General features: G+C 34.7%; 10 protein-coding genes. 4 read left to right on the top strand and 6 right to left on the bottom strand.

The features are described 5' to 3' along the window. Window positions 1-25 precede the first annotated feature (25 nt). The 4 genes from DSM00_RS00520 to DSM00_RS00505 all read right to left on the bottom strand — a co-directional run bounded on the left by DSM00_RS00520 (window position 26) and on the right by DSM00_RS00505 (window position 7,229). Entirely contained in the window at window positions 26-2,599 is a 2,574-nt protein-coding gene (locus DSM00_RS00520; protein WP_128756069.1) for a M1 family metallopeptidase, read from the bottom strand. Between the two features lie 122 nt (window positions 2,600-2,721). Then, on the bottom strand, window positions 2,722-4,560 hold the full coding sequence (locus DSM00_RS00515; protein WP_128756068.1) for a M1 family metallopeptidase: 1,839 nt from the start codon (window positions 4,558-4,560) through the stop codon (window positions 2,722-2,724). 96 nt (window positions 4,561-4,656) lie between these two features. After that, entirely contained in the window at window positions 4,657-6,306 is a 1,650-nt protein-coding gene (locus tag DSM00_RS00510; RefSeq protein ID WP_128756067.1) for a S8 family peptidase, read from the bottom strand. Window positions 6,307-6,371: 65 nt separating this feature from the next. Next, window positions 6,372-7,229: an MBL fold metallo-hydrolase gene (locus tag DSM00_RS00505; RefSeq protein WP_128756066.1), complete on the bottom strand. Its 858-nt coding sequence runs from the start codon at window positions 7,227-7,229 to the stop codon at window positions 6,372-6,374. A 240-nt stretch (window positions 7,230-7,469) separates the two neighbouring features. Between DSM00_RS00505 and DSM00_RS00500 the strand changes: the two genes are divergently transcribed. After that, window positions 7,470-9,344, top strand: coding sequence for a cation:proton antiporter (locus DSM00_RS00500; RefSeq protein ID WP_128756065.1), 1,875 nt, complete (start codon window positions 7,470-7,472; stop codon window positions 9,342-9,344). A 119-nt stretch (window positions 9,345-9,463) separates the two neighbouring features. Continuing rightward, a complete protein-coding gene (locus DSM00_RS00495) occupies window positions 9,464-10,558 on the top strand; it encodes a Gfo/Idh/MocA family protein (protein WP_128756064.1) in 1,095 nt (364 codons plus the stop codon). Window positions 10,559-10,578: 20 nt separating this feature from the next. Here DSM00_RS00495 and DSM00_RS15490 read toward each other — a convergent pair whose 3' ends face one another. Both DSM00_RS15490 and lepA read right to left on the bottom strand, forming a co-directional pair. Then, complete coding sequence (locus tag DSM00_RS15490) at window positions 10,579-10,749, bottom strand: hypothetical protein (protein ID WP_164916273.1); 171 nt, start codon at window positions 10,747-10,749, stop codon at window positions 10,579-10,581. Continuing rightward, a complete protein-coding gene (lepA, locus tag DSM00_RS00490) occupies window positions 10,749-12,545 on the bottom strand; it encodes a translation elongation factor 4 (protein WP_128756063.1) in 1,797 nt (598 codons plus the stop codon). Before lepA ends, DSM00_RS15490 begins: the two co-directional genes overlap by 1 nt. A 169-nt stretch (window positions 12,546-12,714) precedes the next feature. Between lepA and DSM00_RS00485 the strand changes: the two genes are divergently transcribed. Together DSM00_RS00485 and dusB are read left to right on the top strand one after the other, a co-directional pair. Next, on the top strand, window positions 12,715-15,129 hold the full coding sequence (locus DSM00_RS00485; protein ID WP_128756062.1) for an outer membrane beta-barrel family protein: 2,415 nt from the start codon (window positions 12,715-12,717) through the stop codon (window positions 15,127-15,129). A gap of 84 nt (window positions 15,130-15,213) precedes the next feature. Continuing rightward, complete coding sequence (gene dusB / locus DSM00_RS00480; protein WP_128756061.1) at window positions 15,214-16,209, top strand: tRNA dihydrouridine synthase DusB; 996 nt, start codon at window positions 15,214-15,216, stop codon at window positions 16,207-16,209. Window positions 16,210-16,225: the final 16 nt, after the last annotated feature.

Raw genomic sequence — 16,225 nt, 5'->3', positions numbered from 1 at the left:
TCAATCAGACTTATTGCATGTAAGTCTAATCGTCTTTGCTATTATCCAAATTATTAATACGATCTAAATCATCGGTAGCTTGTAATAGCTTACTTCTTAATACAGGATTCAAATTAGGATGTGCAGCTAAAAACTCCTCCCGTATTTCAAAAGCTTTTTTAGATGAGTATTTACCTATTGTAGCATTTAGCCAGTTTTTTGGAAAAAAGATGTCACCAGTGCGTTGAATTTCTTCTAATAAATTTAGTGAAGCTTTTAAGTTTATTTCTCCTGCATCTTGCCTTAATGGGTGATTAATATAATGCAATGCAGAAACTACCCAAGACTCTTTTTCTCTATTTTTTGCGTCTTTGAACGTGTCAAAAAATGAGTTACGAACTGCGCTATCTGTTGATAAAGCAGGCTTTAGAAAAATAAATCTCTTTTTCTTATCTGGATTTGTAATTTCAGCTTCAGTTTCTTTTAATATCAAATCGGTTTTTGAATGCTCAAATACAGCGAGATTCATTGCCATTGATGTATAATCGTCCTGATTGAGCTTTAAATCCTTAATATTTACTTTTTTGCTCCAAATCTTAAACAACTTTTCTTTACCGGTTTCTGAGTGTGCTATAGAACTAAATAAACCAAATAAGGTCTTTTTTATATTAGCTGGTAATTCTTTTTGCAATTGTTGATAGACCAGATTCTCAAGCTCTTTTTGATGCGCATCCCTTTGTTCACCTGTAAAATAAGTCCAGTACAGACTATTCATTTGACTGGTGATTCTACCTAGAATTAATTCATTGCGTTCTGTTTCAATTCCTTTTTTAAAGAGGTTAAAAGCTGCTATGGGATCTATACTTCCGTTTAATAAATTCTCATAGGTATTTATATAGCTGTAACCCCGAGCTACCTCATCTTTAATTTCTGGTATATTTAATAAAGCATCTTTCTGCTGCGGAAAAATACCATACCCCATTCCGTCGTAATTATAAATTATCTGAAGTGGTTTAGGTAAGCCCTTGACCTCTTCTAGCTCTAGCTGTGCATTAGTAACATTCGCTGTGATTCTATGTGTAGAATCTGCATAAACAAGACCTATTTCAAATGTTTGAGGCCAGATTTTAGTACTCTTATCTTCAGCACTTTGTTTAAGAATAAATGAACTTATTTTTTCTTGATCATCATAGATCACATGTTCTGTAAATACTGGTCTACTGCTTTGGTTAACCCATACATCACTCCATTCTTTTAGATCTATCGCAGTTTTATTATCTAATATTGATACGAGATCATTCCATACGGCATTACTATTTGCATAGTTTTTTATATACTCTTGTATACCTTCTTTAAATTTATCTTTTCCCGTTGTAAGCTCCAATTGTCGCATCATAATAGGTGCTTTGTGATAAATTATTCCCCCATATAGAGAGCCGGCATTCTTTAAATTATCTAGTTCTTGCCTAATGGGATTTGCACCTTTTGTGCGGTCTTCACCGTATGCACCCGGGTAATGATTAACTACAAATACCAGATCATGATTAATCGTTGGAAATGCAGGGTTAACAATTTTATCTGCCATAAAATTTGCAAAAACCTCTTTCATCCATACATCATTAAACCAGTTCATTGTAACTAAGTCTCCAAACCACATATGTGCCGTCTCGTGTGCAATAAGCTTAGCCCTTCCTAATTTATCACTGTCTGTAGCTGTATTATCTAAAAATAATGATGATTCTTTATATTGAATTGCTCCTACGTGCTCCATCCCACCATACTGAAAGATAGGAATAGAAGCAAAATCTAATTTTACAAAAGGAAAATCCTGCGCGGTATAGTTTTCTAAGAATGCAACAGCAACTGCATGTAGTTTAAAAATAGGATCTAGACTATTCTTTACTTTAATGGAGTCTGTCTCTCTATAAAGCATCGTCATATCCAAGTTAGCTATCTTTTGTTTATCAACATTAAATTTACCGGCTACAAAAGAAAATAAATAGGTACTCATCAAATCAGATTTATCAAACTGATGCTCAATAAAATCTCCTTTCTCTATTTTCTTTAACTCTGGTGCGCCACATAATACTTCCCATTCGTTAGGAGCAGTTATGTTAAGAATATAATTGGCTTTTAAATTAGGTTGATCAAAACAAGGAAAAAGTGTACTCGCACGATCGGGAACTAATAAAGTATATAGAAAATCTAAATTGCGATTAAGTGATTGTTCACCTGCAATAAAATTGATATCAATAGTATTTGCACCTTTATTTAGATGCTCTTTAGGTATAATTATATGTTCGTTAACCAGCTGAATACTTACTTCTTTACCATTTGTTTTGATCGTTTTAAGGTGACTTTCATCAACGTTAAAGTCTAAAATTAAGGGTTGTGAATTATCGTGTATGATGAGGTCTAATTCTAATACTGCAGGAATAGAATCTTCAAGATTTTTAGGAATCTTAAACTCTAATTTATATACAATATCACTTATCTGTTTTTTACGGAATTCTGCTAATTCCAAGGATATTCCCGGTTCTGGAGAAATGTTTTCCGTTGTAGATTCTTGACAAGATGAGAAGCTTATAAGCAGTAAAGAAAAAAGATATAGAAATTTCATTATAAATATAAAATTGAAAATTTTAAATATCGGAAAAATCTCAGCAACAGATTAACAACAGTTCTAAAATAAAAAAGCCGTTTTCACAATGAAAACGGCTTTAAAATAAGATAGACTTATAATTATTGTTTTGTCCACGTATTATTTGAACGGTCTATATCTGCCATAAGTTGTTGAGCATCTATAGTCATTGCTTTTATTTCAGAAAGAGGTTTGTCTATTGTGAAAGTATACGTTGGCAATGCCCAGGGCCAGTCCTCTAATTGCGTACGCTTCATATCTGGAAATGGATTTGATTTATCTGCACGCATCATACGTAGCGGAATATAATATGCCTCATTTGCATTATCTGTAGCGTTTACATAAAGATCTATAGGCATAGGCATAAGACCCTTACGTTCTAAAGTAACCTCAGTTTTTCCATTTACTTCTTCTACATTTTTGATTGCATAATCAATAGTATTTGTAGTTTGTGTCCAATCTACCAGATACCAATCTAACTGCATACCACTTACAGCTTCAGCTTCACGCTTAAAATCATTAGGTGTTGGGTGTTTAAAATGCCAGTTTTTGTAATAATTTTTAATAGTCTTATCAAGATTTTCTTTACCTATGATATATCCTAGTTGTGCCATAAAAACAGCACCTTTAGAATAAGCAGAAGCTCCATATGCAGCATTTAAAGAGTAACGATCTGCATAGGTTGTTTGGGGTTGTTCAAAACCACTGGTAGCTAATCTAAAGTATGAATTGTAATTACCTGCTTGAGGATTAGGTTTTTTCTCATCCATTACCACGTTCATAGCTTCATCAGAGATATATGAGGTGAAACCTTCATCCATCCATTCGTGTTTTTGTTCATTGGTAGCCATTAAAAACTGAAACCAAGTGTGTGCAAATTCGTGTGCAGTTACACCTATAAGGCTCCCAAGATTTCTTCCGCCGGTAATTAATGTACACATTGCATACTCCATTCCACCATCTCCACCTTGAATAACCGAATATTGATCATAAGGATAAGGACCTACGTGCTCATTATAATAGGCTAATAGATCTGCAGTTTTAGGTTGTAATTTTTTCCAGTTTTCAATGATTTCTTTATCATCTTTATAGAAAAAATGAAGAACTGTACCATCTTCTGCAGTTAACTTATCGTGAATGTAATCTGGATCTGCAGCCCAAGCAAAATCATGAACATTAGGGGCTACAAAATGCCAGGTATATTTTCCTTTTACTGGCTTTATTGCTTTTTGACCCGGCTCTCCATATCCGTGACCTATTTCAGGATTTTGAAGATTTCCTGTACCACCTATTGTGTACTTAGAATCTATAGTAATTTTCACATCAAAGTCTCCCCATACTCCGTGAAACTCACGTGCGATATAAGGATCTGCATGCCAGCCTTCGAAGTCATACTCTGCTAATTTTGGATACCATTGTGTCATTGATAAAGCTACACCTTCAGCATTATTACGTCCGCTTCTACGTATTTGAACAGGTACCTGTCCATTAAAATTCATATTAAATGTAGTACTCTCGCCTGGAGCAATGGGACTAGCTAGATTTACTTCAAGAACAGTACCTGCAACTGTATAAGTTAATACAGAACCATTTTGAGTGAGTTTATCAACTTTAATAAATCCTATCTCATCTGGTTTTAACTTAGATATACGATCTTTTACTCTACCGTCTGGATCTTTAATATTTAAAGAGCGCACATCCATCTCACTACCCGGTTGAAATGCATTGAAATAAAGATGATAAAACACCTGACTTAATGTATCTGGAGAGTTGTTTGTGTAAACCAATTCCTGATCACCAGTATAGGTATAGTTATCAACATCCATATCAATATTCATCTTATAATCAACATGCTGTTGCCAGTAAGATGTATTATTTTGTGCTTGCGCAAATGCAAAAACACTTAAAAAAGAAAGACTAATTAAAGCTTTTAAATTCATAGTTAATTTAGATTTTCCCACGTTGTGGTATTAAAAATGTCTTGTATAAATCTGAGAAAATGTAATAAATATACATTCTCTCAGATAATTTTTAAATTACTTTGACAATTCTGCCATTTTAAAGGCATTGTACATATTAACCATTTTGCCCGATTTTGACAGCGCATTAAATGGCTTTACAGTCTCTCCTCCTTCTCCTGCAGAAACCTGAATGTTAGTAGAAATTCCACTTTGCAAGATAATTTGCTTGATTTGAGCTGCAGAAAATTGTGGATAATAAGAACGTAACATTGCAGCTACACCAGCAACTTCTGGAGAAGCCATAGAAGTACCTTGTAAAAACTGATACGAATTGTCTGGAGTTGTTGACCAGATTTGTACTCCTGGTGCAAATACATCTACATTAGATTTACCATAGTTGGAAAAGCTTGCAATCAATTTGCCTCCATATTTATAGTTTAAAGCACCTACAGTAATTACATTATCTGCAAACTCAGTAGTATTATCTAATTGATCATTAGGATATACAGTATCTCCTGAATCAAGATCTATACTTTCGTTTCCTGCAGCATTTACAATTAATACATCTTTTTTAGCAGCATATTTAATAGCATCATATACCCACTCTGGATTTGTTGCAAAATATTTACCAAAACTTGTATTTATAACTTTTGCACCATTATCAACAGCATATCTTAGGGCAAGAGCAATATCTTTATCACGCTCATCACCGTCAGGTACCGCTCGTATAGTCATAATCTTCACATTATTTGCTACACCGTTCATCCCAATACCATTATTACGCTCTGCGGCAATAATACCGGCTACGTGAGTTCCATGTAAAGCCGCATCAGGATCTGGTCCTGTTACATTATTGTTACCGTAAACAGCATCTTTAATATCATCTGGATTGTCTCCTAAAACACTACGATAATCACCTTCAATATTATAATTGTTGTTAAGGCGATCTGTCATACTCTCTAACTGTTCTGTAAGCATTTCCACAAATTCAGGAATAGTCTCTGCATAAGTAAGCATTTGTGTAAGTACACCTTTGTTACGCTCTTCCATGGCAGTAGTTTCTGGCAATGTTGCAACCTCTTCTGCAGTATAGTCTTCCTTACCTAATTTTTCGGTAGCAGCAGTATGTGCTGTTTTTACAGCAGCAAGTAAACCATCATATTGCGTTTTTTGCTGTATTAATTCGTCACGCTCTGTATCAACCTGATTTTTTGCTTCAGTATAAAGGTTGAACAAATCCTTTTGAGCAGCTGGTATTTGATCTAAAGTTTTTCCGCTAAATTGAGCATTATACTTTTGAACAATCCTACTTTTTTCTAACTGTTCTTGAACAATATCTCCAAGAAAATTCCATCCATGAACGTCATCTATAAATCCATTGTTGTCATCATCAATACCATTTCCGGCAATTTCACCTGGGTTTGTCCAGAGTACATTTTTAAGATCTTCGTGTTCAATATCAATTCCACTGTCAACAACTGCAACAATAATAGATGCACCTGTACCTTTTATAAGTTCGGCATACGTTTTTTCGACGCTCATTCCAGGAACAGTATCCTGCATAATGTCTAAAGTAGGCCAAGCTTTAAGTTGGTCTTCTTCAAGTTCGCTAATTTTTAAAGGAAGTTTATCAACATTTTCTTCCGGTATTGAGATTAGTGGTGCAGTACCACAAGCATTCAGAAACAGTGCGGCACTAAAGGCAGCAATAAAAACTTTTTTCATTAATAGGTGTTATTTAGATTTTGCTTGATAATTTGTTATTTACAATACAGCAACAATACGAATTGCTACAGTACATCTTCAATTTTAAAGGTGTCTTTCAACCGTACTCCTTTTTCGGTATGTTCTACCGTAATTATAGGGTTATGTGCATCGTGCTCTAACCATAAGTAGTAATTTTTATCTGCAGCTTCGTTCAAAAAACTGTCTTTCTCTCCTAATGTTAATAGAGGTCTTGTGTCAAAACCCATAACGTAAGGCAAGGGTAAATGACCTGCGGTAGGCAATAAATCTGCCATAAAAACAAGTGTTTTATCCTTGTGCTGTATATGCGGAATCATTTGCTTATCGGTATGACCATCTACAAACAAAATACCAAAATCAAGTGCAGATGTTGCAGAAAAAGCGCTTGTAGGCTTATCTACAAACTGAAGTTGCCCACTTTCTTGAATAGGCAGAATATTTTCTTTTAAAAAAGAGGCTTTCTCTCGAGCATTAGGTTTTGTAGCCCATTCCCAATGATCTTGATTACTCCAATAAGTTGCATTTTTAAAAACGGGTAGTAATGATTTACCGTCTTTTGACCACTTTATGCATCCTCCAGAATGATCAAAATGCAAATGAGTAAGAAACACATCTGTGATATCATTAGGATGAAATCCTTTTTGAAGTAGAGATTTTTCTAATGTAGCATCTCCCCAGGGATGATAGTAACTAAAAAACTTATCACTTTGCTTATCTCCCATTCCCGTATCGATGAGTGTGAGTCGATCTCCATTTTCGATAAGAAGGCAGCGTGCCCCTATATCTATCATATTATTAGTATCTGCGGGATTTGTACGTATCCAGAGGGTTTTAGGAACTACCCCAAACATAGCACCACCGTCTAGTTTAAAACTACCGGCATCGATTGCGTGTATCGTCATATTGTAGAATTCTGATTGCTAATGAGTAAGTAAACATTTAAGTAAGTATTTAGGAATTATAACGTCAAAAAACACTTCATTAAATAGAAAACCTAACATTAGGTAAAGTCATGCAAAATACTAAATGCCTGTTAAATCAAATTTTTCTAGCCATCTAATTAAGCTATATTTAACACAGAATAGGCTTTGCGAGCTTTAGAATCATTGAAGAAAAACGTATCATAGCAAAAACTTGAATACATGTTAGAACTGGGAGGAATTATAATACTTGGAATATTAGCGCAATGGGTAGCATGGAAATTTAAAATACCGGCAATTTTGCCACTAATACTTATCGGGCTTTTTGTTGGTCCTATTTCAACATTATTATCTTACGACGGTTCAAAATGGATAGAACCTATATGGAATGGAGAAAATGGTATTTTCCCGGGAGAGCGTTTATTTAATTTTGTGTCGCTGGCAATAGGAATTATACTTTTCGAAGGCGGACTTACCTTACGTTTTAGTGAGATTAAAAACGTAGGACCAGTAATCACTAAACTTATAATTGTAGGATCACTGGTGACCTTTTTTGGAGCTGGTGCAGCAGCATATTATATTTTTGATTTGAGTTTGCGTATATCTTTTCTATTTTCTGCACTAATAATTGTGACAGGACCTACGGTTATTACACCTATACTAAGAAATATTCCGCTTAAAAAAGATATATCTACTATTTTAAAATGGGAAGGTATTCTTATCGATCCTATAGGGGCGTTAGTTGCGGTATTAGTATTTGAATTTATAAGTGTAGACGCGGGAAGTGAGTTTACTATTACTGCTCTAGAAGAATTTGGAAAAATAGTTCTCTTCGGGTTTACGTTTGGGTTTACGTTTGCACACGCGTTGGCATTGTGTATTAAGAGAAAGATTATTCCGCATTACTTATTAAATGTATTTACACTGGCTTCTGTACTTGGTGTATTTGTGTTATCAGACCTTTTTGCACATGAAAGCGGACTTCTATCTGTTGTAGTGATGGGAATGGTAATGGGTAATATGAAGCTACCAAATTTAAAAGAACTGTTATATTTTAAAGAATCACTAAGTGTACTTCTAATATCATTGCTGTTTATTTTGCTATCGGCAAATATCGAATTGCAAGATTTATACCTTGTTTATACGTGGAAAACTGCTCTATTATTTGCGATTGTAGTATTCGTTCTTAGACCTATTGGAGTTTTCTTAAGTTCTAATAAATCGGGTTTAAAATTTAATGAAAAGTTGTTTGTAAGTTGGGTAGGACCTCGTGGTATTGTAGCTGCTGGTATAGCTTCTTTATTCGGTTTAAAGCTTGTTGATGAAGGTGTTGCAGGCGCAGAATATATTACCCCACTGGTATTTATGATTGTATTAGGTACTGTTTTACTCAATGCAACTACTGCACGCTTATTTGCAAAAATGGTAGGTGTATTTTTAACTGAATCTAAAGGTATTGTGATAATTGGAGCATCTAAAGCGTCACGTATTATTGCTGAATATTTAATGAAAAGTGGACGTCACGTTGTGCTTGTTGATAGTAACAGTGTTAATATCGAAAAAGCAAAAGAGCGCGGCTTAGAAGCTATTGAAGATAGTATCTACTCAGATAGTTTGATGAATAATATAGAACTTAATGATGTAGGGTATTTAATGGCATTAACCGGAAACGGCGATATTAATCAATATGCTATAAACAGATTTAAAGATATTTTTGGAGAGAATGGATCTTTCAGACTAATCACTCCAGATGAGATGAAAGATCCTGAAAATAGCCCTGTAGGTAGTTTATTTTCTCCTACAGATGACTTTATACGTCTTACTGAAGTTGCCCGGGCACATCCTACCATTCAAGAAGTTAATATCGACTCAAAAGAGATGTTTGAAAAGCTTATTGAAAGTACGCGTGCAGACCGAAACAGCATCCCTATATTTTTAAGAAAAGAATCTGGCGAGTTAGAAATTTTAACCTCTAATATTGATGATCTGGATGTCGATTCTTTTGCAGACACAAAACTTGTGTATATAGGTAAACCTTTTGATCCAGAAAAAATGCCTGTTAAAGAGAAACTGGTGATTGAAGAGCCAGAAGATTAAAAAAAGGGATTCATTTTTGAATCCCTTTTTTTATCTGTTACACTATTAAAATTTTACTAACATTGGGATTGCAGCATATTTATTTTCAAATTGTTATGTAAATTTCTTAAAAAATAGATATGCACAATAGACGTAATTTTATCAAACGATCTGGTCTTGCTGTAGCAGCAAGCACCCTTCCTTTATCATATATATCTTGCCTAAAACCTGAGAAAAAGTTAGGGATTGCTTTGCTAGGTCTGGGAAGTTATGCTACAAACAACCTCGCTCCAGCTCTACAAAAAACACAGCATATAGAATTACGAGGTATTGTTACTGGAAGCCCAGAAAAAATTCCGATTTGGAAAGAAAAATATGGTATCAAAGACAGTAATATTTATAACTATGACAATTTCTCATCGATTATAGATAATGATGAAATTGATGTAGTATATATAGTTACTCCAACATTTCTGCATAAGAAATTCAGTATAGTTGCAGCTGAAGCCGGCAAGCATGTTTTTTGTGAAAAACCAATGGCAATGACCGTTGAAGAATGCCAGGAGATAATTGACGCCTGCTACCGTAATAAGGTAAAACTTGCTATTGGCTATCGTATGCAACATGAACAGAATACACAAACTATAATAGAATGGTCAAAAACATTGCCCTATGGACCTATACAAGATGTACATACCGAAGCCGGTTTTAGAATAGGTGCAGATGCAGGTTGGAGATTAGATGGTTCTAAAGGTGGCGGGGCTATTTATGATATGGGCGTATATCCCATTAATGCGATGCGTTATGCAACAGGACTTGAGCCACTATCTGTAACAGCACGTCACGAGACTCAGCGCGATAAGCTATTTTCTAACGGAGCTGAAGAAATAACTTATTTTGATGTTGAATTTCCTAAAGGGATAATTGCAAAAGGAAGAGTTACGTATGCAGATAATGTAAATTTTCTGAAAATTAATTCTGAAAAAGGAAACTATGAACTCTCCCCTTTTCAAAGTTATAATGGGGTGCAGGGAAGCACGAGTGATGGTAAAAAGCTAGAGCCTTGTAATTGTAACCAGCAAACACTGCAAATGGATGACGATGCTCTTGCAATATTAGAAAACAAACCAATGATTGCTCCCGGAATTGAAGGTTTAAAAGATATTCAAATAGTACAAGCTGCACTAAAATCTGGCCGTGCTAATGGTGAAAAAGTAATTTTAGAGCAGTATTAATCAATAAAAAAAGAGTCTTATTAAGACTCTTTTTTTGAAGTAAAATATTCTGATAAGACGAGGATCATGCCGGCCATAGCCCCTAATGCCATAAGCCAAACCATAAATTGATTTTCTTTTGCTGGTGTCCACTGGCTGAGACCGCCACAAAGTACAATTAACCCTAAGCCTATTAGTTGCTTCTTTTGCATTAATCGTTGAGTTTTAAAACAGCCATAAATGCCTCTTGAGGGATTTCAACATTTCCTACCTGACGCATACGTTTTTTACCTTTTTTCTGCTTTTCAAGAAGTTTTCGCTTACGAGATATATCACCACCATAACATTTTGCAGTAACATCTTTTCGAAGTGCTTTTACAGTTTCACGAGCAATAACTTTTGCACCTATTGCTGCTTGAATAGGAATATCAAATTGTTGACGTGGTATAAGCTCTTTTAATTTTTCACAGATACGTTTACCTATGTCATAAGCATTATCTCTGTGTAATAATGCAGAAAGTGCATCTACAACATTAGCATTAAGTAAAACATCAACTTTCACTAAATGTGAAGCACGCATACCTATAGGTGTATAATCAAAGGATGCATAGCCTTTTGAAACGGTTTTGAGACGATCATAGAAGTCAAAAACAATTTCTGCTAGTGGCATATCAAAAGACAATTCAACCCGCTCAGGAGTCAAATAAGTTTGATTTGTTATTTGACCACGTTTTTCAATACATAACGACATCACAGGTCCTACAAAATCAGCTTTTGTAATAATTGATGCTTTGATAAAAGGTTCTTCAACACGGTCAATACCTGATGGATCTGGTAAATCTGAAGGATTATTTACCAGTATTGGAGTTTCTCTGTTTTTGATTGTATATGCGTGATAGGATACGTTAGGAACTGTCGTAATAACAGTCATATCAAATTCACGTTCTAAACGTTCCTGAATAATCTCTAAGTGAAGCATCCCTAAAAAGCCACAACGAAAACCAAAGCCTAATGCAGCAGAACTCTCTGGTACAAATACCAGTGATGCATCGTTGAGCTGTAATTTTTCCATGGAAGAACGTAAATCTTCATAATCTTCTGTATCTACAGGGTAAATACCTGCAAACACCATAGGTTTTACATCTTCAAAACCTTCAATCATATTTGTAGTAGGAGTCTTAGCATCAGTGATGGTGTCTCCTACTTTTACTTCTTTAGCTTCTTTAATTCCTGTAATTAAATAACCAACATCTCCAGTTTTAATTACTTTTTTAGGTGTTTGCTTTAAATTTAAAGTACCCACTTCATCAGCAAAATAGGTTTTACCGGTGGCCATAAATTTAATATTTTGACCTTTTGTAATTTGACCGTTTAAAACTCTAAAATAGGTTTCAACCCCTCTAAAAGGATTGTATACCGAGTCGAATATAAGTGCTTGCAAAGGTTCATCAACCACTCCTTTAGGAGGTGGAATACGCTCGATAATTGCATTAAGAATTTCTTGAATACCTAATCCTGTTTTTGCACTTGCAGGAATTACATCCTCATGTTTACATCCTAAAAGATCTACAATATCATCTGTAACTTCTTCAGGATTAGCACTTGGTAAATCAACCTTGTTTAATACCGGAATGATCTCTAGATCGTTTTCTAGAGCCAGATACAAGTTTGATATAGTTTGTGCCTGTATACTTTGTGCGGCATCTACAATAAGTAAAGCTCCTTCACAAGCGGCGATACTTCTAGATACTTCATACGAGAAATCTACGTGACCCGGAGTGTCGATAAGATTAAGTATATACGGCTCACCGTTATGTACATAATCCATCTGTATAGCGTGCGACTTAATTGTTATACCGCGCTCACGCTCTAGATCCATACTATCTAAAAGCTGCTCTTGTTTTTCACGAGCTGTTACAGAACCTGTAGCATCAAGTAAACGATCGGCAAGAGTGCTTTTTCCGTGATCGATGTGAGCTATAATGCAAAAATTGCGAATGTTATTCATAGACGTTATTCATCATTGCGACAGTGCAGTCGCTTTAGCCCACAAATATACAGTTTAGAAAAGCCAATTTCTAATAAATCTATTTTTTGGAATTATTATTCTCAAAGTTTAAAAAAAGCTTCATTTTAGGTAAGCTTTAACATTAAAATTGCATTAGTTTTGGTTTTCTATGCGGAACACTATTTTATTCTACATAATTTTAGCCCCATTAGCCCTACTGGCACAAGATTATGATATTTCTTCTAAGGTAATTGACTCTCAGAAGAAACCGGTATCATTTGCAAATGTAATTTTGCTTAAAGCAAAAGATTCTTCTTTTGTAAAAGGAGTCGTAAGTGAAAACGACGGTTCTTGCAAATTCTCTCAACTAGATGCAGATCACTATCTCATCAAGGTAAGCTTTGTAGGCTATAGCGATTTTTATAGCGAACCAATTAATTTGAAAAATTCGGTTATGCTATCTCCATTTGTGCTTAAGGATAGTCCAGAATTTCTAGACGAAGTTACTATTACTGCAAAACGACCCATTATCCAGAATAAAGTAGACAGAATGATATTTGAGGTTGAAAATACGGTGGTTTCATCTGGTACGACGTATGATATTTTAAAACGAACTCCTGGTGTTCTAGTAAATCAGGATGTAATACTTGTGAGAAATAGACCGGCTCAAGTTTATATTAATGATCGCAAGGTGTATTTGACAAGTCAGGAACTGCAACGGTTACTCGAAGGTTTTGCTGGAGTAAACATAAAATCTGTTGAGGTAATTACTACGCCACCCGCAAAATATGATGCAGAAGGTGGAGCAATAATAAATATCAATACTTCAAAAAATCTGTCAATAGGATATAAAGGAAGTTTTAATGCGTCAAATACTGTGGGCATAGTACCTAAATATGCATTAGGAACGAGCCAATATTACAAAACGGATTGGCTAGATGCATATGCAAGTTATACCTTTAATTCACGTTTTGATACCAAAACAGATGAAGGTTTTGTTCAGTTTTATAATCCCGATGGAAGCGAAAAAGCTACTTGGGAAGATTTGTTTAAACGTGATACCCGCACCTTTTCACACAGCTTAAATACGATTTTAGATTTTACATTGAGTGAGAATGAGGTGCTAAGTTTTAGTGCAAATGTGTTACATACTCCTAAGGCAGATTCAGACATTAGCGGAAGAACAGAAATTTACAATGCGCAGGGTGAACTTGATTCATTGTATATTACGCAGAGCGAACTCAATACGGATCGTGATAATTTGCTTTTTAGTCTTAATTATAAAAAACAATTAGGTGAAAAAGGTGCAACTCTAGCGGCATTGATAAACTATATTGATTATACAGATAACCAAACCCAATCTGTAAATACCCGCTATTTTTCAGCACAAAACACACTTTTAAATACAAACGCTTTTAACACCATACCTACTCAAAATTCTCAAATTTATACAGGACAGTTAGATTATGTGGGAAGTTTAGGTAGTTTGTCTATTACATCTGGAGTAAAATATTCTGGTATTAATTCAAACAGTAAACAAGAATTTTCAATAGCAAATGGATCTATAAATCAAGATGCAATCCTCAATGATAATTTTGATTATAATGAAGATATATATGCTTTGTATTTCAGTTTTGAAAAAGAATGGGAAAAGTGGAGTTTAAAAGCAGGACTACGAGGAGAGTATACCGATGCTAATGGTAATTCAAGAACGTTAGGGGTTGTTAACACACAAGAATATTTAGAATTATTTCCTACGTTTTATATATTAAATAACCCTTCTGACAACCATTCATTTGGTTTTGACTACAGCAGAAGAATTGATCGGCCTCGTTTTCAAAGTTTAAATCCGTACAGATATTTTTTAAATGAAAATAATTTTTTGGAGGGAGATCCTAATATTCAACCTGCAATAGGTAATAAGGTTAAATTCAGTTATACCTACAAGAATAAGCTAACATTTAATTTGTATTATGATCATATAGAGAATGCTATAGCGCGATTGCCTTTTCAAAATAATCAAGACTTAACGCTGAGAGGTTTAAACACTAATTTAAATTTTGAGCGTCAATACAGTCTTGATATAATTTATTCTGAATTTGTGACTAATTGGATGTGGATGAGCATATACTCTTCATTTTTTAATATGAAAAATGAATTTAAAAAAGCCCTTGAAGATACTAGTAATGTTCAGCAGGAGATAAATAGTATGCTGTTGCAAACACAAAATTATTTTATTTTAGATAGCTCCGGTACATTTACTTCAACCGTAGCGTTAGATTTCTTAAGTGATTATTTATTAGGTTCGTATAAATATGATAGCCCGCAGTTTGCAGTTAATTTTGATTTACAAAAAACGTTTTTAGATGGTCGTCTGGCTTTGACTTTTAGTTCTGAAGATATATTTAATACTAGAAATATTAGAACTACATCTCAATACAGAAATCAAAATAACTCCTTTTTGGCGATGCCAGAATCTCAAATAATTAGGGTAGGAGTTCGATATAAATTCGGAAACTTCAAATTAAACGATAATAGCAGAAGTACTAATGTAACTGAAGAAGATCGACTTATTGTAGAATAGCTTCTTCATCTATTCTTCATTCACTTAATTATACAACACGCTTACTTAACAAAACATTGCTTAATTTTGCAAAAAAATACTGTTTTGTCAAAAATTGGAGATATAGATGTTGGAGACTTCCCGTTGCTATTAGCACCTATGGAAGATGTAAGTGATCCACCCTTTCGCGCGCTTTGTAAAGAGCAGGGGGCAGACGTCGTTTTTACTGAATTTATTTCAAGTGAAGGTCTTATTCGAGATGCTGCTAAAAGTGTTATGAAACTAGACATTTATGAAAAAGAACGACCAGTAGGCATACAGATATTTGGAGCAAATTTAGAGTCTATGCTTCAAAGTGTAGAAATTGTTGAAGCTTCAAAACCAGACATCATAGACATCAATTTTGGGTGTCCTGTAAAAAAAGTAGTATCCAAAGGCGCCGGTGCTGGAATTCTTAAGGATATAGACCTAATGGTTTCATTAACTGAAGCTATGGTTAAACATACAAACCTTCCTATAACTGTAAAAACCAGATTAGGCTGGGATCACGAATCTATTAAAATATTAGAAGTGGCAGAACGACTGCAGGATGTAGGTTGTAAAGCTATTTCTATACACGGTAGAACCCGCGCCCAGATGTATAAAGGAGAAGCAGACTGGAGACCTATTGCAGCTGTAAAAAATAATCCGCGAATGCATATTCCGGTTTTTGGAAATGGTGATGTAGATACGCCTGAGAAAGCTGCTCTTATGCGAGATGAATATGGTCTCGATGGAGCGATGATAGGTCGTGCTAGTATTGGCTATCCTTGGTTCTTTAAAGAAGTTAAGCATTTTTTTAAAACGGGAGAACACCTAGCTCCGCCATCTATGCAAGAACGAATTGATGCAGCCCGCAGACATCTGCAAATGGCTATAGACTGGAAAGGTGAGAAATTAGGTGTTTTTGAAACTCGCAGACATTACACAAACTATTTTAAGAATATTCCAGACTTTAAAGAGTTTAGAATGAAAATGGTTACAAGTGATGATTCTGTAGATGTTTTTGCAGCTTTTGATGAGGTTGAAGAGCGCTTTTCAGATTATGTGTTTACGCATTAGAATTTAAAATTCTAAT

Source organism: Leeuwenhoekiella aequorea (genome assembly GCF_004104375.1).
Lineage (GTDB): Bacteria > Bacteroidota > Bacteroidia > Flavobacteriales > Flavobacteriaceae > Leeuwenhoekiella > Leeuwenhoekiella aequorea.
This window is presented reverse-complemented; position numbering and strand designations above follow the sequence as displayed.